The 26654-nt window shown below is 72.5% G+C and carries 24 protein-coding genes; 17 read left to right on the top strand and 7 right to left on the bottom strand.

Going from position 1 to position 26654, the window contains the following annotated elements:
* The first annotated feature begins 129 nt into the window (after positions 1 to 129).
* The 4 genes from hutU to hutI are packed head-to-tail and all read left to right on the top strand — an operon-like array spanning position 130 to position 5601.
* A complete protein-coding gene (hutU, locus tag ACFVYS_RS24445) occupies positions 130 to 1794 on the top strand; it encodes a urocanate hydratase (protein WP_389505166.1) in 1665 nt (554 codons plus the stop codon).
* Positions 1791 to 3008 (top strand): allantoate amidohydrolase, encoded by a 1218-nt coding sequence (locus ACFVYS_RS24440; protein ID WP_389505164.1) that lies wholly within the window; start codon positions 1791 to 1793, stop codon positions 3006 to 3008. Before hutU ends, ACFVYS_RS24440 begins: the two co-directional genes overlap by 4 nt.
* The gene (locus tag ACFVYS_RS24435; RefSeq protein WP_389505162.1) at positions 3005 to 4378 is read left to right on the top strand and encodes a formimidoylglutamate deiminase; all 1374 of its coding nucleotides are present in this window, start codon (positions 3005 to 3007) and stop codon (positions 4376 to 4378) included. Before ACFVYS_RS24440 ends, ACFVYS_RS24435 begins: the two co-directional genes overlap by 4 nt.
* 38 nt (positions 4379 to 4416) lie before the next feature.
* Positions 4417 to 5601 (top strand): imidazolonepropionase, encoded by a 1185-nt coding sequence (hutI, locus tag ACFVYS_RS24430; RefSeq protein ID WP_389505160.1) that lies wholly within the window; start codon positions 4417 to 4419, stop codon positions 5599 to 5601.
* Here hutI and ACFVYS_RS24425 read toward each other — a convergent pair.
* From ACFVYS_RS24425 to ACFVYS_RS24415, 3 genes are all read right to left on the bottom strand, one after another.
* Positions 5541 to 6569, bottom strand: a complete 1029-nt coding sequence (locus ACFVYS_RS24425) for a DMT family transporter (protein ID WP_389505158.1) — start codon at positions 6567 to 6569, stop codon at positions 5541 to 5543. The genes hutI and ACFVYS_RS24425 overlap by 61 nt on opposite strands.
* Positions 6570 to 6762: 193 nt before the next feature.
* On the bottom strand, positions 6763 to 8313 hold the full coding sequence (locus ACFVYS_RS24420) for a ricin-type beta-trefoil lectin domain protein (RefSeq protein WP_389505156.1): 1551 nt from the start codon (positions 8311 to 8313) through the stop codon (positions 6763 to 6765).
* Between the two features lie 192 nt (positions 8314 to 8505).
* Positions 8506 to 9441, bottom strand: coding sequence for an RNA polymerase sigma factor SigF (locus tag ACFVYS_RS24415; RefSeq protein WP_389505154.1), 936 nt, complete (start codon positions 9439 to 9441; stop codon positions 8506 to 8508).
* 239 nt (positions 9442 to 9680) lie between these two features.
* Here ACFVYS_RS24415 and ACFVYS_RS24410 point away from each other — a divergent pair, with 239 nt between their 5' ends.
* From ACFVYS_RS24410 to ACFVYS_RS24385, 6 genes are all read left to right on the top strand, one after another.
* Positions 9681 to 10076, top strand: coding sequence for an STAS domain-containing protein (locus ACFVYS_RS24410; RefSeq protein WP_327183429.1), 396 nt, complete (start codon positions 9681 to 9683; stop codon positions 10074 to 10076).
* Between the two features lie 202 nt (positions 10077 to 10278).
* Positions 10279 to 10827: an ATP-binding protein gene (locus ACFVYS_RS24405; protein ID WP_389505152.1), complete on the top strand. Its 549-nt coding sequence runs from the start codon at positions 10279 to 10281 to the stop codon at positions 10825 to 10827.
* A 578-nt stretch (positions 10828 to 11405) separates the two neighbouring features.
* On the top strand, positions 11406 to 12131 hold the full coding sequence (locus ACFVYS_RS24400) for a peptidase (RefSeq protein ID WP_389505150.1): 726 nt from the start codon (positions 11406 to 11408) through the stop codon (positions 12129 to 12131).
* A 31-nt stretch (positions 12132 to 12162) separates the two neighbouring features.
* Positions 12163 to 12993, top strand: coding sequence for a hypothetical protein (locus ACFVYS_RS24395; RefSeq protein WP_389505148.1), 831 nt, complete (start codon positions 12163 to 12165; stop codon positions 12991 to 12993).
* The gene (locus ACFVYS_RS24390) at positions 12990 to 14087 is read left to right on the top strand and encodes a hypothetical protein (RefSeq protein WP_389505146.1); all 1098 of its coding nucleotides are present in this window, start codon (positions 12990 to 12992) and stop codon (positions 14085 to 14087) included. The genes ACFVYS_RS24395 and ACFVYS_RS24390 overlap by 4 nt, the downstream gene beginning before the upstream one ends.
* Positions 14088 to 14155: 68 nt before the next feature.
* Positions 14156 to 15433 (top strand): hypothetical protein, encoded by a 1278-nt coding sequence (locus ACFVYS_RS24385; protein WP_389505275.1) that lies wholly within the window; start codon positions 14156 to 14158, stop codon positions 15431 to 15433.
* A 77-nt stretch (positions 15434 to 15510) separates the two neighbouring features.
* On the opposite strand, the gene ACFVYS_RS24380 is transcribed toward ACFVYS_RS24385, so the two are convergent.
* On the bottom strand, positions 15511 to 17016 hold the full coding sequence (locus tag ACFVYS_RS24380) for a peptide MFS transporter (RefSeq protein WP_389505144.1): 1506 nt from the start codon (positions 17014 to 17016) through the stop codon (positions 15511 to 15513).
* A 527-nt stretch (positions 17017 to 17543) separates the two neighbouring features.
* Between ACFVYS_RS24380 and ACFVYS_RS24375 the strand changes: the two genes are divergently transcribed.
* Together ACFVYS_RS24375 and ACFVYS_RS24370 are read left to right on the top strand one after the other, a co-directional pair.
* On the top strand, positions 17544 to 18221 hold the full coding sequence (locus tag ACFVYS_RS24375; RefSeq protein ID WP_107443623.1) for a response regulator transcription factor: 678 nt from the start codon (positions 17544 to 17546) through the stop codon (positions 18219 to 18221).
* Positions 18222 to 18471: 250 nt separating this feature from the next.
* Positions 18472 to 19746 (top strand): ATP-binding protein, encoded by a 1275-nt coding sequence (locus ACFVYS_RS24370; RefSeq protein ID WP_389505142.1) that lies wholly within the window; start codon positions 18472 to 18474, stop codon positions 19744 to 19746.
* A gap of 49 nt (positions 19747 to 19795) precedes the next feature.
* Here ACFVYS_RS24370 and ACFVYS_RS24365 read toward each other — a convergent pair whose 3' ends face one another.
* A complete protein-coding gene (locus tag ACFVYS_RS24365) occupies positions 19796 to 20311 on the bottom strand; it encodes a GtrA family protein (protein ID WP_389505140.1) in 516 nt (171 codons plus the stop codon).
* Between the two features lie 198 nt (positions 20312 to 20509).
* On the opposite strand from ACFVYS_RS24365, the gene ACFVYS_RS24360 reads away from it, so the two are divergent.
* The 3 genes from ACFVYS_RS24360 to ACFVYS_RS24350 are packed head-to-tail and all read left to right on the top strand — an operon-like array spanning position 20510 to position 23384.
* Positions 20510 to 21682: a 5-(carboxyamino)imidazole ribonucleotide synthase gene (locus ACFVYS_RS24360; RefSeq protein ID WP_389505138.1), complete on the top strand. Its 1173-nt coding sequence runs from the start codon at positions 20510 to 20512 to the stop codon at positions 21680 to 21682.
* Entirely contained in the window at positions 21679 to 22200 is a 522-nt protein-coding gene (gene purE, locus ACFVYS_RS24355; RefSeq protein WP_385565946.1) for a 5-(carboxyamino)imidazole ribonucleotide mutase, read from the top strand. Before ACFVYS_RS24360 ends, purE begins: the two co-directional genes overlap by 4 nt.
* 5 nt (positions 22201 to 22205) lie before the next feature.
* The gene (locus tag ACFVYS_RS24350; RefSeq protein WP_389505136.1) at positions 22206 to 23384 is read left to right on the top strand and encodes a dipeptidase; all 1179 of its coding nucleotides are present in this window, start codon (positions 22206 to 22208) and stop codon (positions 23382 to 23384) included.
* On the opposite strand, the gene ACFVYS_RS24345 is transcribed toward ACFVYS_RS24350, so the two are convergent.
* Positions 23333 to 24472 (bottom strand): alkene reductase, encoded by a 1140-nt coding sequence (locus ACFVYS_RS24345; protein ID WP_389505134.1) that lies wholly within the window; start codon positions 24470 to 24472, stop codon positions 23333 to 23335. The two genes, ACFVYS_RS24350 and ACFVYS_RS24345, sit on opposite strands and share 52 nt — an antisense overlap.
* 61 nt (positions 24473 to 24533) lie before the next feature.
* Between ACFVYS_RS24345 and ACFVYS_RS24340 the strand changes: the two genes are divergently transcribed.
* Both ACFVYS_RS24340 and ACFVYS_RS24335 read left to right on the top strand, forming a co-directional pair.
* Positions 24534 to 24893 (top strand): MerR family transcriptional regulator, encoded by a 360-nt coding sequence (locus tag ACFVYS_RS24340; protein ID WP_389505132.1) that lies wholly within the window; start codon positions 24534 to 24536, stop codon positions 24891 to 24893.
* A 104-nt stretch (positions 24894 to 24997) separates the two neighbouring features.
* Entirely contained in the window at positions 24998 to 26152 is a 1155-nt protein-coding gene (locus tag ACFVYS_RS24335) for a dipeptidase (protein WP_389505130.1), read from the top strand.
* Positions 26153 to 26208: 56 nt separating this feature from the next.
* Here ACFVYS_RS24335 and ACFVYS_RS24330 read toward each other — a convergent pair whose 3' ends face one another.
* Positions 26209 to 26607: a VOC family protein gene (locus ACFVYS_RS24330; protein WP_389505128.1), complete on the bottom strand. Its 399-nt coding sequence runs from the start codon at positions 26605 to 26607 to the stop codon at positions 26209 to 26211.
* Positions 26608 to 26654 lie beyond the last annotated feature (47 nt).

The following is a 26654-nucleotide window of genomic DNA, read 5'->3' as shown; positions in this document are numbered from 1 at the left end:
CTGCCGTGGCCCCGGCGTCGCGGCCGCGATGCATGGCCCCGATGTATTGACTAGTCTTATTCATCAAGTCAGGATGTGAATAACAACAGCAACAACCGCCGGGATCACCCATCCGCAAGGAGGCAGACCATGTCAGGACCCCGCCCCGTACGAGCGCCACGCGGTACGGAACTGAGCGCCCTGGGATGGCAGCAGGAAGCCGCCCTGCGGATGCTCCAGAACAACCTCGACCCCGAGGTCGCCGAACACCCCGACAAGCTCGTCGTCTACGGCGGCACGGGCAAGGCGGCCCGCGACTGGCGCTCCTTCGACGCGATGGTCCGCACGCTCAGGACCCTCAAGCAGGACGAGACCATGCTCGTGCAGTCCGGGCGCCCGGTCGGCGTCATGCAGACCCACGAGTGGGCCCCCCGCGTCCTCATCGCCAACTCCAACCTCGTCGGCGACTGGGCCAACTGGGAGGAGTTCCGCCGGCTGGAGCACCTGGGCCTGACCATGTACGGCCAGATGACCGCCGGTTCCTGGATCTACATCGGCACCCAGGGCATCCTCCAGGGCACCTACGAGACCTTCGCCGCCGTCGCCGCGAAGAAGTTCTCCGGCACCCTCGCCGGCACGATCACCCTCACCGCCGGCCTCGGCGGCATGGGCGGCGCCCAGCCGCTCGCCGTGACGATGAACGACGGCGTCGCGATCTGCATCGACGTCGACCCGCGCGCCATCGAGCGCCGCATCGAGCACCGCTACCTCGACGTCCGGGCCGACTCCCTGGAGCACGCCCTCCGGCTCGCGGTGGAGGCACGCGACGCCCGCCGCCCGCTCTCCATCGGCCTGCTGGGCAACGCGGCCGAGCTGCTCCCGCGGATGCTGGCCGAGGGCGCCCCCATCGACATCGTGACCGACCAGACCTCGGCCCACGACCCGCTCGCCTACCTGCCCGTCGGCGTCGACTTCGACGACATGGCCGACGCGGCCGCCAAGGACCCGGCCGGCTTCACCACCCGGGCCCGCGAGTCGATGGCGAAGCACGTCGAGGCGATGGTCGGCTTCATGGACGCGGGCGCCGAGGTCTTCGACTACGGCAACTCCATCCGCGGCGAGGCCCAACTCGCCGGATACGACCGGGCGTTCGCCTTCCCCGGCTTCGTCCCCGCCTACATCCGCCCGCTCTTCTCCGAGGGCAAGGGCCCCTTCCGCTGGGCGGCCCTGTCCGGCGAGGCCTCCGACATCCACAAGACGGACAAGGCGATCCTCGACCTCTTCCCGGAGAACGAGTCCCTGCACCGCTGGATCAAGCTGGCCGGTGAGCGCGTCCACTTCCAGGGCCTGCCCGCCCGGATCTGCTGGCTCGGCTACGGCGAGCGCGACAAGGCCGGCGAGCGCTTCAACGACATGGTGGCGTCCGGCGAGCTGGCGGCCCCCCTCGCCATCGGCCGCGACCACCTGGACTCCGGCTCCGTCGCCTCCCCCTACCGCGAGACCGAGGCCATGCTCGACGGCTCCGACGCGATCGCCGACTGGCCCCTGCTGAACGCCATGGTCAACGTGGCCTCGGGCGCCTCCTGGGTCTCCATCCACCACGGCGGCGGTGTCGGCATGGGCCGCTCCATCCACGCCGGGCAGGTCTCCGTCGCCGACGGCACCGAGCTCGCCGGCGAGAAGCTGCGCCGCGTGCTCACCAACGACCCCGGCATGGGCGTCATCCGGCACGTCGACGCGGGCTACGAGATCGCCGAGACCGCCGCCGCGGAGCGTGGCGTTCGGGTGCCCATGCGCGAAGGTGACGACGCGTGACCTTCCACAGCATGTGGGCGGAGCTGCTGCCGGTCGGCCGCAGCTCCGCCTCCGGCGGCTACCGCCGCTACGCCTGGACCGCCGCCGACACCGACTGCCGGGAGTGGTTCAGGGAACAGGCCGAGGCACGGGACCTGACGTACGAGGTCGACCGCAACGGCAACCAGTGGGCCTGGCTCGGGGACCCGACGGCCGGCGACGCCGTCGTCACCGGCTCGCATCTCGACTCGGTGCCGGACGGCGGCGCCTTCGACGGGCCCCTGGGCGTGGTGTCCTCCTTCGCCGCGCTCGACGAACTCCGCGCGCGGGACGTCACGTTCACCAAGCCGCTCGCCCTCGTCAACTTCGGTGACGAGGAGGGCGCCCGCTTCGGGCTCGCCTGTGTCGGCTCCCGGCTCACCGCGGGCCGGCTCACCCTGGAGCAGGCCCACCGGCTCACCGACGGCGACGGGATCACCCTCCCGCGGGCCATGGAGGCCGCCGGCCACGACCCCGACGCCATCGGCGCGGACCCGGAGCGGCTCGCCCGCATCGGCGCCTTCGTGGAGCTGCACGTGGAGCAGGGGCGCGCCCTCGACCTGAGCGGCGACCGGGTCGGCCTGGCCAGCGCCATCTGGCCGCACGGACGCTGGCGGTTCGACTTCCGGGGCGAGGCCAACCACGCCGGCACCACCCGCCTCGTGGACCGGCGCGACCCGATGCTGCCGTACGCCGAGACCGTGCTGGCCGCCCGCCGCGAGGCCCGGCTCGCGGGCGCCGTCGCCACGTTCGGCAAGATCTCCGTCGAGCCGAACGGCGTCAACGCCATCCCCTCACTGGTGCGCGGCTGGCTCGACTCCCGCGCCGCCGACCAGGCCACCCTCGACACCGTGGTCGGCGGGGTGGAGAAGGCCGCCCGCGAGTACGCCGAGGGCCACGGCATCGACCTGGACGTCGTCCGGGAGTCGTTCACGCCCGTCGTCGAGTTCGACCACGCCCTGCGCGACGAACTCGCCCGCATCCTCGGCAGCGACACGGACCTCAAGGTCCCGGTCCTGGGCACCGGCGCCGGACACGACGCCGGAATCCTCTCCGGGACCATCCCCACCGCCATGCTGTTCGTGCGCAACCCCACGGGCGTCTCGCACTCCCCGGCCGAGTTCGCCGCCGAGGACGACTGCGTGGCCGGGGTGCACGCCCTCGCCGACGTACTGGAAGGACTGGCCTGCCGGTGACCCCCACGCAGCGGACACGGACGTACTGGCTGGAGCACGCCTGGCTCGACACGCACGTCGAGCCGGGCGTCGCCCTCACGGTGTCGACGAGCGGCTCCGCCACGGGGCCGGACGGCCGCATCACCGCCGTCCGGACGGGCGTCGACACCCCGCCGCCCGGCGCCGAGATCCTGCGCGGCCTCACCCTCCCCGGCCTGGCGAACGCCCACAGCCACGCCTTCCACCGTGCCCTGCGCGGCACCGTCCAGGTCGGCTCCGGCACCTTCTGGACCTGGCGCGAGGTCATGTACTCGGTCGCCGACCGGCTCACCCCGGACACCTATCACCAGCTGGCCCGTGCCGTGTACGCCGAGATGGCGCTGGCCGGCATCACGGCCGTCGGCGAGTTCCACTACCTGCACCACGCGCCCGGCGGCACCCCCTACGCCGACCCCAACGCCATGGGCGAGGCTCTGATCGAGGCCGCCGCCGAAGCCGGTGTCCGGATCACCCTCCTCGACACCGCCTATCTGTCCGCCGGCTTCGGACAGCCCCCCAACGCCCACCAGCTGCGCTTCTCCGACGGCGACGCGGACGCCTGGGCCGAACGCTGTTCACTTCTCAAGGAACGGGATCACGCGAGGATCGGGGCGGCGATCCACTCCGTACGGGCCGTGCCCGCCGGGCAACTGGCGACGGTGGCGCGCTGGGCCGAGGAGCGCCGGGCGCCGCTGCATGTGCACCTGTCCGAGCAGACCGCCGAGAACGACGCCTGCCGCGCGGCCCACGGCCGCACGCCCACCCAGCTGCTGGCCGAGCACGGCGTCCTCGGACCGCGTACCACCGGCGTCCACAACACCCATCTCACCGACGAGGACATCGCCCTCCTCGGTCGCTCCGCCACCGGCACCTGCATGTGCCCGACGACCGAACGGGACCTCGCCGACGGCATCGGCCCGGCCGTCGCCCTCCAGGCGGCGGGCTCACCGCTCTCCCTCGGCTCCGACAGCCACGCCGTCATCGACCTGCTCGAAGAGGCCCGCGCGATGGAGCTGAACGAGCGGCTGCGCACCCGCACCCGGGGCCACTGGACGGCGGCGGCCCTGCTGCGTGCCGCCTCCGCCGACGGCCACGCGGCCCTCGGCAACCCGGACGCGGGCACCCTGGAGACCGGCGCGGCCGCCGACTTCACGACCATCGCGCTCGACTCGGTCAGGACGGCGGGCCCGGTGCCCAGGCTCGGCGCCGAGACGGCCGTATTCGCGGCGACCGCGGCGGACGTACGTCATACGGTCGTCGCCGGGCGTCACGTCGTACGCGACGGGGCGCACACGCTCGTCCCCGACGTGTCGCAGGCCCTCGCGCGGGCCGTGGCAGCCCTGCACGCCTAGCGACCACCACCGGCTCCCGCCCCCACGAGGACACGACGATGAGCAGCAGCACCGGCACGACCACCGTCATTACGAACATCGCCACGCTGGTCACCAACGATCCCTCCCTCGGCGACTCCCCGCTCGGACTGATCCGGGACGCGGCCGTCGTCATCGAGGGCGACCGCGTCGTGTGGACCGGTGAATCAAGCAAAGCACCCGCCACTGACAACCGGGTCGACGCCGGCGGCCGGGCGGTCCTCCCCGGCTTCGTCGACTCCCACTCCCACCTGGTCTTCGCGGGCGACCGCACCGAGGAGTTCAACGCCCGTATGTCGGGCCGCGGTTACACGGCGGGCGGCATCCGCACGACGGTGGCGGCCACCCGGGCGGCCACCGACGGGGAACTGGAGGCGAACCTCACCCGTTTCCTCTCCGAGGCGCTGCGCCAGGGCACCACCACCTTCGAGACCAAGTCGGGCTACGGCCTGACGGTCGCCGACGAGGCCCGCGCCCTGCGCCTCGCCGCCGCCCACACCGACGAGGTCACCTACCTCGGCGCGCACATCGTCTCTCCCGACTACGCCGACGACCCGGCCGGTTACGTGGCCCTGGTCACCGGCGAGATGCTCGACGCCTGCGCCCCGCACGCCCGCTGGATCGACGTCTTCTGCGAGAAGGGCGCCTTCGACGGCGACCAGGCCCGCGCGATCCTCACCGCGGGCCGGGCGAAGGGGCTGCACCCCCGCATCCACGCCAACCAGCTCTCCTACGGGCCCGGCGTACAGCTGGCGGTCGAGCTGGACGCGGCCAGCGCCGACCACTGCACCCACCTCACGGACGCGGACGTGGACGCCCTCGCGAGCGGCGACACGGTCGCCACGCTGCTGCCCGGCGCCGAGTTCTCCACCCGGGCCGAGTGGCCGAACGCGCGCCGGCTGCTGGACGCGGGCGTGACCGTCGCCCTCTCCACGGACTGCAACCCGGGCTCGTCCTTCACCTCGTCGGTGCCGTTCTGCATCGCGCTCGCGGTGCGGGACATGGGGATGACACCCGACGAGGCGGTGTGGTCGGCGACCGCGGGCGGCGCCGCGGCCCTGCGCCGCACGGACGTGGGCCGCGTGGCCCCCGGCGCCCGTGCCGACCTGACCCTCCTGGACGCCCCGAGCCACGTCCACCTGGCCTACCGGCCCGGCGTGCCGCTCGTCTCGGGCGTGTGGCGGCGCGGCGTACGGGTCGTCTGAGCCGACTGCGGCCCCTTGCCCCGGTCCGCCACCGTCCGGCCCCATCCGGTGCCGAGGAGCACGAGCACCGCGCCCACGAAGCCGAGCCACCCCGGCCGGTCCCCGGCCAGCGCGATGCCCACGGCCGCCGCCCACACCGGCTCGGTGCCCAGCAGCAGGCTGACCCGGGACGGCGACGTACGGCGGACCGCCCACATCTGGACGAAGAACGCGAACAGCGTGCAGAACACGGAGAGGTAGACCAGCCCCAGCCAGTCGCCGCCGTCGAAGTCCGCCGCGGCCGCCCACGGCGAGTCGCCCGCGCCGGGCAGCGCCACCAGCACCGCGAACACGGCCACCGCGGAGCCCAGTTGGACCGTCGTCAGCGACAGCGCGTCGGCGCCGCGTACCGAGTCCATGCGCGCCATGGCCAGCACGTGCACGGTCCGGGCGACGGCCGCCCCCAGCATCAGCAGATCGCCCCCGGACGGAGCGGTGAACCCGGCGCCCTGCGTCAGCAGCGCCACGCCGAGCACCGACAGCCCCGCCGCCGCCATGAACGCCCCCGGCAGCCGCACCCCGCGCACCCGGCTCTCCGCGAGCGGCGTGAACACCATGGTCAGGCTGATGATCAGCCCGGCGTTGGTCGCGGAGGTGTGCACGACGCCGTAGGTCTCCAGCAGGAAGATCCCGGCCAGGATCAGCCCCAGCACCCCGGCCCCGCGCCACTGCGGCCCGCTCAGCGCGCGCAGCCGCCGCCACCCCACGACCACCAGCACCGGCAGCACCACGGCGAACCGCAGCACCAGCACGGCCGGCACGGTGTCGGCGGTCGTGACCCCCTTGGCGGCGAGATAACTCGACCCCCAGACGACGGCGACGAGCAGAACGGGAAGATCGGCGAGCCGCCCGAGCGCGGAGGGACCGGCAGCCGGGGCGGGCGAGGCAGGGGCGGGCGAGGCAGGGGCGGAGTCAGGGGAGTCGGGCATGGGGCTCCTCATGAACAGATGACGCGGCTGGCCCAGCGGCTCTGCTGGTCAGAGGGCTGAGTCAGAGTAGTCACCGACGGGGATCAGGCCACGGGGTTTCCAACATGAGGACACCCGAAGGCGGCTCCCGCGTCCTGCGCTCAGGCCGCTACGTTGCTCAGACAGCTCAGACAGCTCAGACAGCTCAGACAGCTCAGGCCGCCCCTGCCCGCCACAGCTGGTCCCCGTCCTCGTCCAGCGGTTCCAGCGACACCCCGCCGCCCGCGTCCGCGGTCAGCGCCGTCAGGATCGCGATCGCCGGGCGGACGGTGCCGTCCTCGTCCACGGTGAACCGCAGGTTCGTCCCGTGATCACCGTCCACGGAGGCGCACTCCCACACCCCCACGCCCTTGTCCACGGACCCCCTGCTGTCCAGACAGAAGTCCTGGTCGGCGTACGACTGGAGGACCCCGCGCGCCGCGTCCACCCGCCACCGCTGGCTGGGCGAGCCGGAACACGGGACCGTCACCACGTCCGTGCCGTTGTCGAAGTCGCCCGCCACCTCCAGGCAGCGCCCGTTGTCCACGTTCACGACCTGGGCGAACGTCCCACCGGGCGCGCGGGTCGGTGGCGGGGTGGGCTTCGGCGGCGGCGGGGTGCCCGTGCGGGAGGGGGACGAACTCGGCGTCGGGGAAGGCGACGGGGAGGCGGGGGAGGAGGCCGGCGGCGCGGCGACCGTCGCCGTCACGGTCACCGGCGGGACCGCCGACGGCCCGGTGACGACGGCTCCTGCCGCGTCCCGCGAGTCCCCCGAGCCGCCCGAGGTCAGCAACAGAGCCACCGCCACCGGCACCACCGCCACCCCCAGCGCGGCCGAGGCCAGCGCGACCCGCCGCGACGGTCGTCTCGCGGCCGTCGGTCCCCGGCCCCCGGACGGCTGCCGGTCGTCCCGCACATACGCCGACCCGCCCCACACCAGCAACCCCTCCGCCAGCGCCCCGCGAGGATCGTCGCGCAGCGCGCACTGTTCCTCGTAGGCGGTCGCGCAGTGCGGGCAGTGCGCCCTGTGGGCTTCGAGGTCCGGGCTGTGCCGCGGGGCGTCCGGCCGTACGGACTGCTCGATCAGCCGGCGGAAGTCCCCGCAGCGCGGGTCGTCGGAGGCGGCGAGGCGGTGCCGGAGACAGGCCTGGGCCAGGAGATGGAGGGCGGGGCCCGTGCCGTACGTGACGTCCTCGGGGGTCAGACCGAGCAGCGTGGCCGTCCGTTCGACGGGCTCGCGCTCCACGACGCCGTACCAGACGAGGCCCTGGGTGCGGGAGGGCAGGGAACGGAACGCGGCGAGCAGTGGCGGCACCGGGCCGCCGGGGGCCGCCGTGTTGAGGACGAGCAGCAGTCCCGCGTCCAGGCCGCCGGCCCGGTCGTCGCGGGCCCAGTCGGTGGCCACCCGCCCGGACAGCAGCAGGAGGTGGTGGCGCCAGGACCCGCCGGGGTCGTTGCCGCGGGCGGTCTCCCGGGCGGCGAGGGTGAACGCCTCGGCCGCGAGGCGCCGCGCCGCCGGTTCGCCGGTCGTGCAGCGGCGGGCGTAGGCCAGGACGGCGGGGTGGTGGCGGGCGCGGAGTGCGCGCAGCGCCGGGTACGCGGCGGCGGGGGCGGCGCGGAGCCGGTCGGTCAGGTATGCGTCCGAGGCGTCGGCGCTCAGGTCGCCGCCGTGACCGCCTTCGTCACGGTCACCGTTTCCGTCGCCGTCCACATCGGCACGGGCCATGGGGTCGCCTCCTCGCCGGATGCGCAGCGCGCCCGGCTGCTGACGTACCGGTCAGTCTGTGGTGGAGGTGACCCTAGTGGCCCAAGGGGTCCTGTGGGGAGGTTTCCGGGGGTAACGAGAGGGTGGAGGCGAGGGGCCGGGGTGACACCGGCGTCCGTGTCCGGGAGAGCACCCGGACACGGACGGGACGGGTCACTCCTCGACCGTCAGCCCCTTCCGCAGCCGCACCAGGGTCCGCGACAGCAGCCGCGACACGTGCATCTGCGAGATGCCGAGCTCCTCGCCGATCTCCGACTGGGTCAGACCGGCGACGAAGCGGAGCGAGAGAATCTGCCGGTCGCGGGACGGGAGTTCCGCGATCAGCGGCTTCAGCGACTCCACGTACTCGATGCCTTCGAGTCCGTGGTCCTCGTAGCCGATGCGGTCGGCGAGGGCGCCTTCGGAGTCGTCCTCCTCCGGCTGCGCGTCCAGTGAGGAGGCCGTGTACGCGTTGGACGCGGCCATGCCCTCGACGACCTCCTCGTTGGAGATGCCGAGACGCTCGGCCAGCTCCACGACGGTGGGCGCCCGGTCGAGCTTCTGGGCCAGTTCGTCGCCCGCCTTGGCCAGGTCGAGCCGGAGCTCCTGGAGCCGGCGCGGGACGCGCACCGACCACGACGTGTCGCGGAAGAAGCGCTTGATCTCGCCGATGATGGTTGGCATCGCGAAGGTCGGGAACTCGACGCCGCGTGACAGCTCGAAGCGGTCGATCGCCTTGATCAGGCCGATGGTGCCGACCTGGATGATGTCCTCCATCGGCTCACTGCGGGAGCGGAACCGGGAGGCGGCGAACTTGACCAGGGCGAGGTTCAGTTCGACGAGGGTGTTGCGGACGTACGAGTACTCGTACGTGCCTTCCTCGAGGGATTCGAGCCGTGCGAACAGGGTCTTGGACAGGGCCCGTGCGTCGACGGCTCCGACCTCGTCGTACGGGGGGATCTCCGGAAGTCCGGCGAGGACGTCGGTGGGGTCGACGTCCGGTGCCGCGTCCTGCGCGATGGGTTTCAGATGTTCTTGTTCCGGAGGGGGTGTCGACGTCGCTCCGCGGGTAGGCGGTGCGTCGAGCCGGGGTGACATGATGTCCTCCATCGTTCTCGGCGTATGGCTGCCGAAGCCAGTGAGCGCACTGCGGTGTGCGGCGCCTCCAAAGCCGGCCGTGTCGGTTACGTGCTTCTACTAGCCCTACCCGCTTTACTTGCCCCGCCGCAAGTGCATTTTGTACGACTATGTCCGTTTGTGTGTGATTGTTCGGGTGTTGAGGTGCGGGTCGAAGGCGTAGGGTGCGAGGGCGTCAGGAAGCAGTCAACGACCCCAGGAGAAGAGACGGCATGGACCGCGGGACGGTCGGCAGCGCACAGTCTGGCCGGCTTCTGGTCGAGGTACGGCAAGAGGGCTCCAGCGCCGTGGTGACCCCGGCGGGTGAGTTGGATCACCACACCGCCGATCTGTTGCGTGAACCACTGGAGGACTGCCTCTCCAAGGGGCTGAGTCGCCTTGTGGTGGACTGCACCCGTTTGGAGTTCTGCGACTCCACCGGGCTCAACGTGCTGCTCGGCGCCCGCCTGAAGGCGGAAGCGGCCGGCGGCGGGGTCCATCTGGCGGGCATGCTGCCCGTGGTGGCGCGGGTCTTCGAGATCACCGGCGCGGACGCGGTGTTCACCGTGCACGCCACGGTCGAGGCGGCCCTGAGCGACGGGCACGACGAGCGTGACGAGGACGGCTGAGCTTCGCCGTCCGCCGGAAACGGGTGCGAACGGACGTGAACGGGGGGTGTTCCGGCGGTTCTCTCGGGCAGGAGACATCCTGAACCCGAACATGTCGGCGGTCTTGCCGACGCGAACGCCGTCCGCCTATGTACAGACTTGCAGTGATCCGACTCGTGAATTGTGAACCGGTGAATCGGGGAATCGGTGAGGTGAAGCGCTGATGAGCACCACCCGGCCTTGTTCGCCGGGCGACCGCGGCCCGGAGCCCGGCGACGCTCCGGGGGCGTCCCAAGCGGGCGCACCGGGAGTCGAGGCGCCCCAAGGCGGCGCGGCGACCGTGACGTCCGGGTCGCCGGGCGGCCGCCAGGTACGCCGGCTGAGCTTCGACGGCGCCAGCGGGGTCGTCCCGCTCGCCCGCGACTTCGCCCGCCAGGCGCTCTACGCGTGGGCCTGGCTGCCCGCGGCCACCGCCGACCAACGGGCCGCCGCGGAGGACGTGCTGCTCGTCGTCTCCGAGCTGGTCACCAACGCGTGCCTGCACGCCGAGGGGCCGGACGCGATGGTCCTCAGCTGCGACAACAAGGTGATCCGCGTCGAGGTCTCGGACCGCGGAGCGGGCCAGCCGGCCCCCCGTACCCCGCACCGGGCGGGCCGCCCCGGAGGCCACGGCATGTTCATCGTCCAGCGTCTCTGCCTGGACTGGGGCGTCGTACGGACCCCGGACGTCGCGGGCAAGACGGTCTGGGCGGAACTGGGCGCCCCGGCCTGACCGCCCCAGGGCCCGGGAACCTTCCACCCCGGGCCCCTGGAGCCTTCCTTCCCGGCCCCGGAGCCTTTCGCCCCGGGCCCCGGGACCTTTCGTCCCGGGCCCCTGGTGCCTTCCATCCCGGGCTCCCAGAAGTTTCCGCCCCTGGATCGACCCCCGGACTCCTGGTCGCCGTCCTGCCCCCAGCGGGCTCACGGCTGACTTCCGGCCCAGCGGGCTCCCAGGCCGACTTCCGGTCGACCTCCCGGGCCACCTCCCCGCCACCCCCGGTCACCTCCCGTTGGGCGAGCCTCCCGGCCCCGCTTCTCGCCGTCCGTGCCCCCCCGTCTCGGGGGAGTGTGGTGGGCGGGATCGGCCGTTTCGGGGTGGTGGCGGGGGTCCGGCGGGTGGTCGTCGTTTCCGGAGTGCTGTGGTGTCGGCGAGTTCCGGGCCTTCTCGAAAGCCCCTGAACCCGCGCGCCGGATCGCCACAACTCCGGCGCGTACGTTCTCTTCCCTCCTCATCGCCCCGGGCGTACCTTGACGGCTCAATCTGATGCCTCGTCAGTAAGGGCGGGGCGGTGGGAGTGAGGGGACGGGACCGTGTCCTACCGGAAGCGAACCGCCGCGCTCGCGACTGCCGCGGCCCTGGCCGGCTCGGCGGTGTGGATGGCCGCCCCCGCGGCCATGGCCGAGGTCGTGAACGTCAACTACGCCTGCAAGACGCCCATCGGCGACAAGAGCGCCGTGTCGCCCATCGACATCAAGGGCGTCAGGAGCGGCAGCGGCTACAAGATCACCATGTCCTGGCAGAAGGGCGTCTCGTCCAGCCCCGTCGAACTCGGCGCGGGCTCCATGAAGCCGAGCGCCACGATCGGACTGGGCGGCGCCGACAGCGGCACCCTCGCGGTCACCGGCCCCGCCAACCAGACCGCGATCCCCGAGAACACCCCCATCAAGATCAACGACCTGAGCGGCACGTACACCCCGAAGAAGACCGGCAAGGTCACCTTCACGCCCGGCGTGCTCACCATCAAGGCGCTCGGGACGACCACCACCTGCACGCCCACCAACAACGTCGGTCCCTCCCTGACCCTCGACGTGACCGCGTCGGGCGGCGGGAGCAGTACGAGCGGCGGCAGTACGAGCGGTGGAAGCACGGGTGGCGGCGCCACGAGTGGCGGCGGTTCCGGCGGCGGCCTTCCGCAGACCGGCCCCGAGGACTCCGCCATCGCCCTCGGCACCCTCGGCGGCACGGTGCTGCTCGCGGGCGCGGCCGGAACCCTGTGGCTGACCCGGCGGGGCCGGGCGGCACGCGTCCCCCGCTGACCGCCCCCTCGTACGAGTGCTGGAGCCGCCGATGCCGTACGCCGCCGCCCGTGCCCTGCTGCTGACCCTGTCGCTGCCGCTGCTGCTCGCGGCCACCCCGGCCGCCCCCGGCGGCTGGTCGGTCGCGCCCTCCGGTGGCGGACGGCCGTCCTTCTACGCGGAGGGCACGCCCGGGGCGGTGCTCCGGGACGCGCTCTCCGTGACCAACCGGGGCACGGGGCCGCTCAGCGTACGGCTGCGTGCCACCGGCGACGGGCTCCGGGTCGCCTTCGCCGAACCGGCCCTCGGCGTCCCCGCCCGCACCCGCGCCGAGGTGCCCTTCACGATGACGGTCCCGGCGGACGCGCCGCCCGGCGACCGCGCCGGCCGCCTCCTCGTACGGGACTCCACCGGCCGGGAGTCCGCCGTCCGGCTGCTGATCCGGGTCGGCGGCCCGGAGCTGGCCGCGCTGACCGTCGAGCACGTGGCCGTGCGCGGCGACCGCATCACGTACGAGCTGGTCAACCGCGGCACCACGGCCCTCGTCCCGCGGCTCGCCGTCCACGCGGACGGCGTCCTCGGCGCAGTCCTGGACCGGGCCCCGCGCACCCTGCCCGTCCGGCTGCCCCCGGGCCGCCGCCTCAGCCTCGACGAACCGTGGCCCGACCGCCCGGCCCTGGACGCCGTCACCGTCCGCCTCACGGTGACCGCGCCGGGCGCGGCGCGGGCCACCGGGCGGGCGTCGGCGCGGTTCGTTCCCTGGGGTGCGGCGGCGGGCACGGCGGCCGGCGCGCTGTCGGTCGCGGCGGCCGCGGTGGCCGTACGGCGACGGGGACGCGGAACGGCTGTGAACCGGGGCGCGGCGACGGGAGCACTGACATGAGAGGCAAGCCCCGGATCACGGCGCTGGTGCCGGCCCTGCTGCTGACGCTGCTCCCGCTCGCACTGCCCTCGGCCGGCACGGCCGCCGCCGCGGAGGGCAAGCCGGCCGTCACCCTCTCGACGACGCAGGCGGGCACGGGCGGTTCGATCACCGTCAGCGGCACCGGCTGGCGGTCGCGCACCCTGCTGATGCTGCTGGTCTGCGGGCAGGCGACACCGGCCCGGGGCGTGGTCGGCGGCACCAACTCCTGCGCCAACGCCGACGGACGCGCCGTCACCACCGACGCCGACGGCCGTTTCAGCCGGGCACTGCCGGTGACCGAGCCGCCCGTGCCGTGCCCCTGCGTGGTGCACGTGGTCACCGCGACCGGAGCGAAGGCGCAGGCCGACGCGGTGTTCCAGGTGGCAGGTCACCCGGTCGAACCGCTTCCCGCGCAGACGGCCGGCGGACGCCTGTCCGTGCTCAGCGACGCCCGGCTCGACGGTTCCGGCGGTCTGCTGACCTGGTTCGGGGCGCCGCCGTCGCGCACGCTCGCCTTCACCGTGGGCAATGTGGGCACCGCGGCCGTGGAGAACCCCGTCTTCCAGGTCGGCACCGCCCACGGGGTGTTCGCCCCGCAGTGGGACGAGCGGCAGTGGCACGGCACGCTCGGCCCCGGCGAGAAGACCCGCGTCGAACTGCCCGTCGAACTCACCGCCGGCGCGCACGGCGACTACACCGTCTCCCTGAAGTACGGCGGGAAGGTCCTCGCCGAACAGCCGTGGGGGGTGGGCCGCCCCTGGGGCGTGACCCTGTTCTGGATCCTGCTCTGCCTGGTGGTGCCGGCGGCGCTCTTCCGCATCGGGATGGCGGTGGTGGACCGGGTACGCCCGCGCCACGCCCCCCGACGGCCCTCGCCCGCCCCCGGGCACGGACGCAGGCGCAGGACGGCGATCGCGCCCCCGAGGCCCGCGCCCCCCACCCCGAACACGACCCTGCCCTGGTTCACCCCGGACACCGGTCCGGGCCCGGCGGGCCGGCTCTCCGCACCGCACGAAGACCATCCGACGAGTCCCACGACTCCCACGACTCCCGGCAGGAAGGGATCCACGTGAGTGAGAGAGCCGTATCACCTGACCGTGCGCCCGCGCGGAAGCGAGCGGCAGCGGCGGGCGCCGCCGTCCTGATCACCGGGGCGGCCGTCCTGCTGGGCGTGAGCGCCGGGCAGGCCCAGGCCGCCGAGGTGGCCTACGCCACCAAGTGCGTTCCGCCCTCGGGCATCGGTCTGCCCGACGTCAACGGCACCACCAAGGTCGAGATCACGGCGCCGGCGACGGCGAAGGTCGGCGACACCGTCGACATCGTCTGGAAGTTCACCCAGGCCGCGTCGAAGAACCCCGACATCATCGACCTGCCCGCGAACTCGGTCCAGCCGTCCGGCACCCTCGAGGCGGCCGGTGCGCAGACGGCCGACATCGCGATGCAGGGGCCGCGCGAGAACCCGGCGATCCCCAAGGGCGGCGCGATGACGCTGTCCGACATGAAGGGCACGCTGAAGCTGACGGCGGCCGGACAGGTGACGCTGACGCCGGACGCGTACGTCGTCAACGCGCTGTCCACGGACACCAAGTGCGCGCCGACGGAGGCCGTCCAGCCGGCGGCGACCATCACCGTGACGGCGGGGGAGGGGAGTTCGGGTTCCGGCTCGGGATCGGCCTCGCCGAGCACGTCCTCCGACCCCTCGCAGAGCCAGAGCCCGTCGCCGTCGTCGAGCGCGTCCGGCACCCCCAGCACCTCCCCTTCGGCGTCCGCGACCGGTGGTGGCGGCCAGACCGACTTCACCGGCAAGGTCGTCGACATCCCCTACACCTGCCAGTCGCCGATCGGCGAGAAGAAGGCGACCTCGCCGATCCAGATCAACGCCAAGAAGAACGGCGGGAGTTACGACCTCACCGTGCAGTTCAAGAAGTCGGTCATGGACAGCCCGATCGACATCCCGGCCGGCAAGGTGAAGCCGACCATGCAGATCGTGCTGGGCGGCGCGGACACGGGCTCGGTGACGGTGGAGGGCCCGCTGAACTCCGCGCCGATCCCGCAGAACGAACCGATCGAGATCCCGGACCTCACGGGCGTCTACAAGCCCGGCGCCACCGGTGAATCCACGCTCTCCCCGGGGGTCCTCCTCATCGAGGCCATGGGCACGACCACCACCTGCACTCCGGACAGCACGGCGGTCTCCCTCACCCTGGACACCTCGGAACAGGCGAGCGGCGCGTCCGGCGGCAGTGGCTCCTCGTCGTCCTCGTCGTCGGCGGGTGGCTCCACGTCGAGTAGCGGCGGCCTCGCCGAGACGGGCTCCGGCGACCACGGCACCCTGAAGGCGCTGGGCCTGGTCGCGGGTACGGCGATCCTGCTGGGCGGCGCGGTGTTCACGTTCATGCCCAGGAGAAGGGCGAGCTGAGCCGCGCGGGACGCAACGACGGAGGGCCGTCACACCACGCGGGTGTGACGGCCCTCCGTCGAGTGCCGGAGCGGACGTCAGTGGACGTCGCCCATGAGCCGCTTGACCTTGCCGCGGTACATCCACACCGCGATGCCGGCGAGCACGGCGAGGACCGCTTCCAACGCAACGAAGCCCATCTTGTCCAGGTTGACCCCGCCGACGGCCGGGTTGGAGAGCAGGGCGGTGAACGAGTCGCCCGCGGTGACGGCGAGGAACCAGACGCCCATCATCTGCGAGGCGTACTTGGCGGGAGCCATCTTCGTGGTGACCGACAGGCCCACCGGGGAGAGCGTCAGCTCGCCGATCGTCTGGATGAAGTAGATCGCGACGATCCACAGCGCCGCGGCCTTGTGGCCACCGTCGGCGATCGACAACGGGATGAGGAAGACGAAGAACGAGGCACCGACCAGGATCAGCCCGGAGGCGAACTTCACGACCGTGCTCGGCTCCTTGCCGCGCCGGTTCAGCCACAGCCACAGCCAGGCGAAGACCGGGGCGGCTGCCATGATCATGACCGGGTTGACCGACTGGTACCAGGAGACCGGGAAGTCCCAGCCGAGGACGCTGTTGTCGGCCGAGGAGTCGGCGAAGATCGACAGCGTGGTGGCGCCCTGGTCGTAGATCATCCAGAACACGGCGGCGGCCACGAAGAACCAGACGTACGCCGACACCCGCGACTGCTCGGTGGAGTCAAGGGACTTGTCCCGCCTGATGCGGGCGATGACCCAGATCGGAACGACCAGCCCGATGACGGTGAGCGGGATCATGGCCCAGTTGAGCGTGAAGTGGCCGGAGAGGCCGACGGCGCCGTAGAAGACCGCGGCGGCGGCCAGCCAGAACAGGCCCTTGCGCAGGGTGGATGACTTCTCGGCGGCGGACAGCGGGGTCGGCACGATGTCGCTGCGCGAGCTCAGGTGACGGGTGCCGAGCAGGAACTGGGCGAGGCCCAGCGCCATGCCGAGAGCGGCCAGCGCGAAGCCGAGGTGCCAGTTGACCTTCTCGCCGACGGTGCCGATGATCAGCGGCGCGGCGAAGGCGCCCGTGTTGATGCCGACGTAGAAGACGGTGAACCCACCGTCGCGACGCGGGTCGTTCGGGCCGTCGTAGAGGTGACCGACCATCGTGGAGATGTTGGCCTTCAGCAGACCCGAGCCGAGCGCCACGAGGGCCAGGCCGACGTAGAAGACGCCGGTCACGGGCACCGCGAGGGTCAGGTGTCCCAGCATGATGATCAGGCCGGCGAGGGCGACCGTCTTGCGGGGGCCGAGGACGCGGTCCGCGAACCAGCCGCCGGGGAGGGCGAGCAGGTACACCAGCGACACGTACACCGAGGCGATGGTGATCGCGGTCGCGCCGTCGAGGTTCAGGCCGGTCGGAGCCACGAGGTACAGCGGGAGCAGGGCCTTCATGCCGTAGTAGGAGAACCGCTCCCACATCTCGGTCATGAAGAGGGTGGCCAGTCCGCGGGGGTGGCCGAAGAAGGTCTTCCCGGAGCCGGGTGTGCCCGGGCGGACCGAGTCCTTCGTCAGGCTGGACGCCATGTCGTTCCTTGCTGCTCGGGACGCGCGCCGCGGTGGAGCGTTGCGCGCCCGGTGGGGGGCGGCCGGCACCGGCGGACCGCGTCGTCCACCCCCACGCCCCGGGGGAGGCCGCTCCGGGTCTCGGAGCGGCGGACGGCGACCACCGGGATCCACGCCCCCTCGAGTCGGGGGCCCGGCCACAGGTCATTCCTTTGGAGGCCGGCGGGGACCGGCCCGCACACAAAGGAGACCCTCGACGTCGAGCCGACCGCCGAAGGTCCATGCGTGCTACAGGCGTTACCTCACCATACGGCAGCACAACGCCTGATATGGAAGGACTTGAGACACGGATCACAGGTGATCAAGGAACCGTGGGCGAGGATTTGAAGGTCCTCACCAGGATGCCATCCACCGACCGTAGGTCCGTACCAAGATCGAGGGGAGGGTGGTCGACCGTTCGGCACGCCGGCTGTCCGGCATGTCCGTGAGTAAGAAACAGCTGGGCGATCACACTTCGGCCGCCGCCCGGCGCGGACTACCATCAGCTCATGACCCGTGTACTGCTCGCCGAGGACGACGCGTCCATCTCGGAGCCGCTGGCCCGCGCCCTGCGCCGGGAAGGTTACGAGGTCGAGGTGCGTGAGGACGGCCCCACCGCGCTCGACGCCGGAATGCAGGGCGGCGTCGACCTGGTCGTGCTCGACCTCGGGCTGCCCGGCATGGACGGTCTGGAGGTGGCCCGCCGACTGCGCGCGGAGGGCCACGCGATCCCGATCCTCATCCTGACCGCGCGCGCCGACGAGGTCGACACCGTCGTCGGTCTGGACGCGGGCGCCGACGACTACGTCACCAAGCCCTTCCGGCTCGCCGAACTGCTGGCCCGGGTCCGGGCCCTGCTGCGGCGCGGCGCGTCCGAGCCCCAGCAGCCGCCCGCCACGCACGGCGTCCGCATCGACGTGGAGTCGCACCGCGCCTGGATGGGCGAGGAGGAACTCCAGCTCACGGCCAAGGAGTTCGACCTGCTGCGGGTCCTCGTCCGGGACGCGGGCCGGGTCGTCACCCGCGACCAGCTGATGCGCGAGGTCTGGGACACCACCTGGTGGTCGTCGACCAAGACCCTCGACATGCACATCTCCTGGCTGCGCAAGAAGCTCGGCGACGACGCGGCGAACCCCCGCTACATCGCCACTGTGCGGGGCGTCGGCTTCCGTTTCGAGAAGAGCTGAGCTCCCCCAGAGGGGGCACCCCCTGGCGCGGGCCCGGCCGGTGTCCGCGCCTCGCCTCGCCCCGTGTCGTCGGGCGCGGGTGAGTGGGGGCTGGTCGCGCAGTTCCCCGCGCCCCTGAGGGGGTGGGGTTCGGCCGGTGTCGTGCGGTTCCCCGCGTCCCCCGGGGGGTTGCCCCGACCGGTCTCGTAGAGGCACCGCGTTCCGGCGGGGTGCACCGACGGTCTTGTGAAGTCATCGCCCGGAGGGCCTCGTGCGTCGCCGTCTCATCCAGTCCACCCTCGCCGTGGTGCTCGTCGTCATCGCTGTCTTCGGCGTGTCCCTCGTCATCGTCGAGACCCGCACGATCAGCAACAGCGCCCAGGAGCGGGTGGACTCCGAGGCGCTGCGGCTGGCCAGCATCGTGGACAGCCGGCTGGTGGGCGCGGAGCACGTGACCGCCGAGATACTGCGCGACCAGGTCACACAGGACCGCTACGCCGAGATCCGGATCCCCGGCCGGACGGTCATCCAGGTCGGCACCGAGCCCCAGGGTGATGTGATCAAGGCGACGGCCCGGGGCGAGGAGGGCGAGACCGTCCTGGTGCAGGAGCCACGCTCCACGGTCACCCGGGAGGTCGGCCGCACGCTGCTGATCATCGGCCTGGTGGCGCTGCTCGCGGTGATCGCGGCGGTGCTGCTGGCCATCCGCCAGGCCAACCGGCTCGCCTCCCCCCTGACCGACCTCGCCGAGACGGCGGAGCGGCTGGGCTCGGGCGACCCGCGGCCCCGGCACAAGCGGTACGCCGTTCCCGAGCTCGACCGGGTCGCCGACGTCCTCGACGCCTCCGCCGAGCGCATCGCCCGCATGCTGACCGCAGAGCGCCGTCTCGCGGCGGACGCCTCCCACCAGCTGCGCACGCCGCTGACGGCCCTCTCCATGCGCCTGGAGGAGATCACCCTCACCGACGACCCGGAGACCGTGAAGGAGGAGGCGACGATCGCCCTGACGCAGGTGGAGCGCCTGACGGACGTGGTCGAACGCCTGCTGACCAACGCCCGGGACCCCCGCACCGGCTCGGCGGTCACCTTCGACCTCGACGAGGTCATCCAGCAGCAGCTCGCCGAGTGGCGCCCCGCCTACCGCGGCGTGGGCCGGGCCATCGTCAGCTCCGGCAAGCGCAATCTGCGGGCGGTGGGCACGCCCGGCGCGGTCGCCCAGGTCCTGGCCGCCCTGATCGAGAACTCCCTCATGCACGGCGGCGGCACGGTGGCACTGCGCACCCGTGTCACCGGCAACCAGTCCGTGGTCGAGGTCACCGACGAGGGTCCCGGCGTCCCCGCCGATCTGGGCGCCCGCATCTTCGAGCGGGCCATCAGCGGCCGCAACTCCACGGGTATCGGCCTGGCGGTGGCCCGCGACCTGGCGGAGGCCGACGGCGGCCGCCTGGAGATGCTCCAGGCCCAGCCGCCGATCTTCGGGCTGTTCCTGTCCAGTACGGCCCCGCAGAAGCGGACCGCGGAGGACGGCGAGACGACGGTCAGGTAGGGCGGCGAGCGGCCGAGGAGGCCTCAGGTGGGGCCGACGGGTACGGCGGTCAGCCGACCCGCTGCCCGGCCCTCGGCTCGGGCCCCCGCGACTGTTCGGTCACCGCCAGGAACGATTCGGCGCCGGCCACGGCCTCCTTCGCGGGCAGCGTCCGGAACACCCACGTCCGGTACGACCAGAACCGGAACAGCGTCGCGATCCCGATGCCGACGAACTTGAACACATTGCTCTGGATCGGGCTGTCCCAGCCGAACCCGTACGTCGCCGCGAACAGCAGACCGTTCTCGATCACCAGTCCCACCGCGCTGAACAGCAGGAACAGCGTCAGTTCCTTCGTCCGCCCGCTCTTGTCGCGGTCACGGTAGGTGAAGTAGCGGAACCCCACGTAGTTGAAGACGATGGCCACGACCGTCGCTATGACACTGGCCCGCACCACCTGAAGGTCGGTGAGATGCCGGACGAGGTTGAAGACTCCGAGGTTGACGAGCAGCCCCGCGCCGCCCACGGCTCCGAACTTCGCGAGCTCGCGGACGACCCTCCTCAGCCCCGAGGAACCATGCGCCATGGTCGTACAGGCCCCCGTCCGGGTTCGGTTTCGTCAACCCAGCCATGCTAACCACCACTCTTGTCGGTTTCCTGTGGTCCGGCTCACGGGCCGGTGACCAGCGGGGAAGAAGCGGGGAAACGGTCGGTATGAGACGGGAAAGGTCCCGGTAAGAGGCACGGGATTCGGCCGCGGTGGCGTGGCCGATACCCTGGGGGCGTGACGTTCCCGGTAGTCGGCATGGTCGGCGGGGGCCAGCTCGCTCGTATGACACACGAGGCGGGCATCCCGCTCGGCATCAGATTCAAGCTCCTCAGTGACACCCCACTGGATTCCGCGGCGCAGGTCGTGAGCGATGTCGTCATCGGCGACTATCGCGATCTCGACACGCTCCGCGAGTTCGCGCGCGGGTGCGATGTGATCACCTTCGATCACGAGCACGTACCCACCGAGCACCTCAGGGCGCTGGAGGCGGACGGCATCCCCGTCCGCCCGGGCCCCGACGCGCTGGTGCACGCCCAGGACAAGGGGGTGATGCGCGCGCGACTCGACGCGATCGGCGTTCCCTGCCCCCGGCACAGGATCGTGACCGACCCGGCCGACGTCGCCGCGTTCGCCGCCGAAGGCCTGGCCGAAGGCGACGCGGGCGACGGTTTCCCGGTGGTCCTCAAGACCGTCCGCGGCGGCTACGACGGCAAGGGTGTGTGGGTCGTCGACTCGGCCGAGGAGGCGGCGGACCCCTTCCGGGCCGGCGTGCCCGTCCTGGCGGAGGAGAAGGTCGACTACGTCCGCGAGCTCGCCGCGAACGTCGTGCGCTCCCCGCACGGTCAGGCCGTCGCGTACCCGGTCGTCGAGTCGCAGCAGGTGGGCGGCGTCTGCGACACGGTGATCGCGCCCGCGCCCGGCCTGGACGGGTCCCTCGCCCTGCGCGCCGAGGAGCTGGCCCTGCGCATCGCCAAGGAACTGGACGTGGTCGGCCACCTCGCGGTCGAGCTGTTCGAGATCCGTCACGCCGACGGGTCTCCCGGGGTCCTGGTCAACGAACTGGCGATGCGCCCGCACAACTCGGGCCACTGGTCGATGGACGGCGCGATCACCTCGCAGTTCGCCAACCACGTCCGCGCCGTCCTCGACCTCCCCCTCGGCGACCCGCGTCCGCGCGCCGGGTGGACGGTCATGGTCAACGTCCTCGGCGGCGACTACCCCGACATGTACTCCGCGTACCTGCACTGCATGGCCCGCGACCCCCAGCTGAAGATCCACATGTACGGCAAGGACGTGAAGCCCGGCCGCAAGGTCGGACACGTCAACACCTACGGCGACGACCTGGACGACGTCCTCGAACGCGCACGTCACGCAGCCGGTTACCTGAGAGGCACGATCACCGAATGAGCCCAGTTGTAGGCATCGTCATGGGGTCGGACAGCGACTGGCCGGTCATGGAGGCCGCCGCACAGGCCCTCGACGAGTTCGAGATCGCGTACGAGGTCGACGTCGTCTCCGCGCACCGCATGCCGCGCGAGATGGTCGCCTACGGCGAGCAGGCGGACGGGCGCGGGCTCAAGGTGATCATCGCGGGCGCCGGCGGCGCCGCCCACCTCCCCGGCATGCTCGCCTCCGTGACCCCGCTGCCGGTGATCGGCGTACCCGTGCCCCTGAAGTACCTGGACGGCATGGACAGCCTGCTGTCCATCGTGCAGATGCCGGCCGGCGTCCCGGTCGCCACGGTCTCGGTGGGCGGCGCCCGCAACGCCGGTCTGCTGGCCGCCCGCATCCTCGCCACCCAGGACGAGGAGCTGCTCGCCCGCATGCGGGACTTCCAGCAGGAGCTGAACGACCAGGCCACCGAGAAGGGCAAGCGCCTGCGCGCCAAGGTCGAGGGTTCGAACGGCTTCGGTTTCGGAAAGTGACGCAGATGACCTCACTGGACGCGGCCCGCGAGCTGCTGCGCGAGTTCCCCGTCGTCGACGGCCACAACGACCTGCCCTGGGCGCTGCGCGAGCAGGTCCGCTACGACCTCGACGCCCGTGACATCGCCGGCCACCAGCACGACCACCTGCACACCGACATCCCCCGGCTGCGGGCCGGCGGGGTCGGCGCGCAGTACTGGTCGGTGTACGTGCGCGCGGACCTGCCCGACGCGGTCCCGGCGACGCTGGAGCAGATCGACTGCGTGCGGCGGCTCATCGCCCGCCACCCGCGGGACCTGCGCGCCGCGCTGACGGCCGCGGACATGGAGACGGCGCGCGCGGAGGGCCGTATCGCCTCGCTCATGGGGGCGGAGGGCGGCCACTCCATCGCCAACTCGCTCGGCACCCTGCGCGGCCTGTACGCGCTCGGCGTGCGCTACATGACGCTCACCCACAACGACAACGTGGACTGGGCGGACTCCGCGACCGACGAACCCAGGGCCGGCGGCCTGTCCGCGTTCGGCCGCGAGGTCGTGCGCGAGATGAACCGCGAGGGCATGCTGGTCGACCTCTCGCACGTGGCGGCGACGACGATGCGGGACGCGCTCGACGCGACGGCCGCGCCGGTGATCTTCTCGCACTCCTCCGCGCGAGCGGTGTGCGACCACCCCCGCAACATCCCGGACGACGTCCTCGGACGGCTCTCCGACAACGGCGGCATGGCGATGGTGACCTTCGTGCCGAAGTTCGTCCTCCAGGCGGCGGTCGACTGGACGGCCGCCGCCGACGACAACATGCGCGCGAACGGTTTCCACCACCTCGCCACCACGGCCGAGGCGATGAAGGTCCACCGGGCCTTCGAGGAGACGCACCCCCGCCCGATCGCCACCGTCGCCACGGTCGCCGACCACCTCGACCACATGCGGGAGGTCGCCGGGATCGACCACCTCGGCATCGGCGGCGACTACGACGGCACCGCCTTCACCCCCGACGGCCTCGACGACGTCTCCGGCTACCCCAACCTGATCGCGGAGCTCCTCGACCGCGGCTGGTCCGGGCCGGACCTCGCCAAGCTGACCTGGCAGAACGCGGTACGGGTACTCGGCGCGGCGGAGGACGTGGCCCGCGACCTTCAGGCGACCCGGTCGCCGTCCCACGCGACGATCGAGTCGCTGGACGGCTGAGCCGGACCGTCGCTCAGGGCGGGGTAGTCGGTGTAGCCGACCGCCCCGCCCACGTACATCAGGTAGCGGTCCCGCAGCGGGTTCAGCGGGGCCCCCCGCCGCAGCCGGGCGACCAGGTCGGGGTTGGCCAGGAACGGCCGTCCGAGGGCGACCAGGTCGGCCCCGGCGGCGAGCAGCCGGTCGACCGCGCGGGAGACGGCGTCCGTGGTGAGCTCCGTCAGCACGGGGTTGGCGACGAGCGCCCCCGGCCACTCGGCCCGGATCCGGCGGAACAGCGGCGCGTCCGGCTCGGCGTACACCACGTGCAGATACGCGAGCCCGAGCCCCTTCAGCCGCTCGACGAGCGCCGGGTAGAGCTCCGCCGTCTCGTCCTCGTCCTCCTCGATGCCGTTGAAGGTGACGCCGGGCGAGATCCGTACACCCACCCGCTCCGCACCGATCTCCGCGGCGACCGCCTCCACCACCTCCGCCGCGAACCGGATCCGCCGGGCGACCGAGCCGCCGTAGGCGTCGGTGCGGTGGTTGGTGTTGCCGGCCAGGAACTGGTGCAGCAGATGGCCGTTGGCGGCGTGCACCTCCACGCCCTCGAACCCGGCGTCGAGCGCGTTGCGGGCGGCCGAGGCGAAGTCGGCGACGGTGGCACGGATGTCGTCCGGGTCCATCTCCCGGGGCGTGACGGCGGGCCGGTGACCGTCGGGCGTGAAGATCGTCTCCGGCAGCGGGACGGGGGAGGGGGCGACCGGCGTCAGCCCGCTGGTCGCCGGATGACTCACCCGCCCGCCGTGCTGGAGCTGGAGGAACATCCGCCCGCCCGCGTCCCGTACGGCGTCGGTCACCCGGCGCCATCCGGCCACGTGCTCGGGCCGGTGGATCGCGGTGATGTTCGGATACGTCTGCCCGACCGCGTTGGGCGTGGCGGCCTCGGCGATGATCAGGCCGGCCGAGGCGCGCTGGGCGTAGTACTCGACCATGAGGTCGCCCGGCGTGCCGTCGGCGGCGGCGCGGTTGCGGGTCAGCGGGGCCATGACGAGACGGTGGGGGAGAGCGAGTCCTCCCAGCCGGAACGGGGTGTCCTTGGTCGGTGTCATGCCGGTACCGTAAAAGCTGACACTGATGTCAGATTCAAGTCCTTCCGGACCGGGAGCGGCCATGCGGATCGGTGAACTGGCGCGGCGCACGAACGTCAGCGAGCGCTCCCTGCGCTACTACGAGGCCCAGGGGCTGCTGGCCGCCGACCGCACCCCCGGCGGCCACCGGGACTACCCGGAGCGGGCCGTCGACCGGGTCGTGCTCATCCAGGAGCTGTTCGCGGCCGGGCTGCACAGCACCAAGATCGCCCAGCTGCTGCCCTGCATGCGGGACTCCGACGGCGGCCCCTCGGCCGTCGCCACCCCCCGGCTGGTCGCCGACCTCACCGCGGAACGTGACCGCATCGACCGGACCATCGCCGACCTGGTCCGCTCCCGGCACACCCTGGACGAGGTGATCCAGGTGGCCGAGGGCACCTGACCGGGGCGCCGGCGCGGCCGTACCCCGAACGCCCCGCCCACCAGGAAGCCCGCCGTCCGCCGTGCGACGGTGACCGTACTGCTGATCGACGTACGGAGACCGCCATGGCCGACCTCCATGACGAGCCGCACACCCTTCCCGAGGTCGGTGAGCTCGACGACGAGGCGCAGGCGGCCCCGTTCCGCCCGTACGCGCCGCTCACGGCCGAGGAGGCCGCCGACGCCGTCCGGGACGTCCAGGAGCCGGAGAGCACCCCGCTGGAACGCGCCCGCGCCCTGCTCGCCGCGCACCCCGTCGCCGACGGCTACAGCGGACTGCCCTCGGCCCTGCGGCACCTGCCCTGCTACGACCTCCAGCTCGGCGAGAGCGCCGTCGACACGGACGTGCCCCGGCTGCGCCGGGGAAATGTCGGCGCGCTGCTGTGGTCGCTGCACCTGCCCGAGGGCCTTGTCGCCGACCGGGCCGTCGGGGCCACCCTGGAGCAGCTGGACCTCGTCCGGTCGGTGATCGCCGCCCACCCCGAAGGACTGCGGCTGGCCCGCAGCGCCGGGCAGATCATCGACGCCCGCAACTGCGGCCGCGTCGCCGTCGTCCTGGGCCCGGCCGCGGCCGCGGCGCTCGACGACTCCCTGGGCATCCTGCGTGTGCTGCACTCCCTCGGGCTGCGCGTCCTCACCCTCACCGGCGTCTCCTGGGCGGGGGGCGACACGGGGCTGACCCGGTTCGGCGAGGAGGTGGTGCGCGAGATGAACCGGCTCGGTGTGCTCGCCGACCTCTCCGGTGCCTGCGACCTCACCGTCGGCCGCGTCCTCACGTTCTCCAAGACGCCGGTCCTGTGCACCCGCTCCGCCGCCCGCGCGCTGCGCCCCCACCCCGCCAACCTGTCCGACGAACTGCTCGCCGGGCTGGGCGAGGCCAGGGGACTCTGCCTGGTACCGCTGACCGCCGAGCAGACCGGCCCCGGCCTGCGGGACGTGGCCGACCACCTCGACCACGTCCGCGCGATCGCCGGCCCGGACTGCGTCGGACTGTCCGGCCTCTACGACTGCGGCGCCGCCCACCCGCAGGGCCTCGCCGACGCCTCCGGCTATCCGCACCTGATCGCCGAGCTGCTCCGCCGGGGCTGGCCGGAGACCGACATCGCCCTGCTGACCTGGGGCAACGTCCAGCGCGTCCTGCGCACCGCCGACTTCACGGCCCGAGCGGCCCAGGACCGCAGGGAGCCGTCGACGGTGAGGATCGCGGAGCTGGACGGATAGGCCCATCGGGCGGATCGCCGGTCGGGCCCGCCGGACAGGCCTGTCGGTCAGGACCGCTACGGGTGCTCGATCCGGCACAGGCAGAACGGATGCCCCGCCGGGTCGGCGTACACCTGGAAATCCTTCTTCTCCCGGTCCTCCAGATCCAGCGGCCGCGCGCCCAGCGCCAGCACCCGCTCGTGGGCCGCGTCGATCTCCGCCCAGGTGGCGCCGCCGTCGAGATCGAGATGGAACTGCTGCGGATTGCGGTCGGCGCGCGGCCACTCCGGCGGGGTGTACCCCTCGACCTGCTGGAACGCGATCCGGGGACCGCCGGGGACGTACAGGACGAACCAGTCGTCCTCGCCGTCCTCGGCCTCGGGCGTACCGCCCAGGACCGCCGCGTAGAAGTCGGCGAGCGCGCGCGGGTCGGGACAGTCGAGGACGACGGAACGGAAGCGGGCGACGGGCGGCATGGAATCCTCCTGGCTCGAGCGCGGTACGGGGCTTCGACAGTCGTACG

This window comes from Streptomyces sp. NPDC058295 (assembly GCF_042880655.1).
GTDB lineage: Bacteria > Actinomycetota > Actinomycetes > Streptomycetales > Streptomycetaceae > Streptomyces > Streptomyces coriariae.
This window is presented reverse-complemented; position numbering and strand designations above follow the sequence as displayed.

Bases quoted from the DNA above. Each gene is read 5' to 3' on its own strand.
- ACFVYS_RS24415 (WP_389505154.1), bottom strand. From the start codon at position 9,441: ATGGAGGACATCATGTCACCCCGGCTCGACGCACCGCCTACCCGCGGA.
- ACFVYS_RS24345 (WP_389505134.1), bottom strand. From the start codon at position 24,472: ATGACACCGACCAAGGACACCCCGTTCCGGCTGGGAGGACTCGCTCTC.
- ACFVYS_RS24335 (WP_389505130.1), top strand. From the start codon at position 24,998: ATGGCCGACCTCCATGACGAGCCGCACACCCTTCCCGAGGTCGGTGAG.
- ACFVYS_RS24365 (WP_389505140.1), bottom strand. From the start codon at position 20,311: ATGGCGCATGGTTCCTCGGGGCTGAGGAGGGTCGTCCGCGAGCTCGCG.
- ACFVYS_RS24375 (WP_107443623.1), top strand. From the start codon at position 17,544: ATGACCCGTGTACTGCTCGCCGAGGACGACGCGTCCATCTCGGAGCCG.
- ACFVYS_RS24405 (WP_389505152.1), top strand. From the start codon at position 10,279: ATGAGCACCACCCGGCCTTGTTCGCCGGGCGACCGCGGCCCGGAGCCC.
- ACFVYS_RS24380 (WP_389505144.1), bottom strand. From the start codon at position 17,016: ATGGCGTCCAGCCTGACGAAGGACTCGGTCCGCCCGGGCACACCCGGC.
- ACFVYS_RS24350 (WP_389505136.1), top strand. From the start codon at position 22,206: ATGACCTCACTGGACGCGGCCCGCGAGCTGCTGCGCGAGTTCCCCGTC.
- hutI (WP_389505160.1), top strand. From the start codon at position 4,417: ATGAGCAGCAGCACCGGCACGACCACCGTCATTACGAACATCGCCACG.
- ACFVYS_RS24410 (WP_327183429.1), top strand. From the start codon at position 9,681: ATGGACCGCGGGACGGTCGGCAGCGCACAGTCTGGCCGGCTTCTGGTC.
- ACFVYS_RS24390 (WP_389505146.1), top strand. From the start codon at position 12,990: ATGAGAGGCAAGCCCCGGATCACGGCGCTGGTGCCGGCCCTGCTGCTG.
- ACFVYS_RS24395 (WP_389505148.1), top strand. From the start codon at position 12,163: ATGCCGTACGCCGCCGCCCGTGCCCTGCTGCTGACCCTGTCGCTGCCG.
- ACFVYS_RS24330 (WP_389505128.1), bottom strand. From the start codon at position 26,607: ATGCCGCCCGTCGCCCGCTTCCGTTCCGTCGTCCTCGACTGTCCCGAC.
- ACFVYS_RS24340 (WP_389505132.1), top strand. From the start codon at position 24,534: ATGCGGATCGGTGAACTGGCGCGGCGCACGAACGTCAGCGAGCGCTCC.
- ACFVYS_RS24425 (WP_389505158.1), bottom strand. From the start codon at position 6,569: ATGCCCGACTCCCCTGACTCCGCCCCTGCCTCGCCCGCCCCTGCCTCG.
- ACFVYS_RS24420 (WP_389505156.1), bottom strand. From the start codon at position 8,313: ATGGCCCGTGCCGATGTGGACGGCGACGGAAACGGTGACCGTGACGAA.
- purE (WP_385565946.1), top strand. From the start codon at position 21,679: ATGAGCCCAGTTGTAGGCATCGTCATGGGGTCGGACAGCGACTGGCCG.
- hutU (WP_389505166.1), top strand. From the start codon at position 130: ATGTCAGGACCCCGCCCCGTACGAGCGCCACGCGGTACGGAACTGAGC.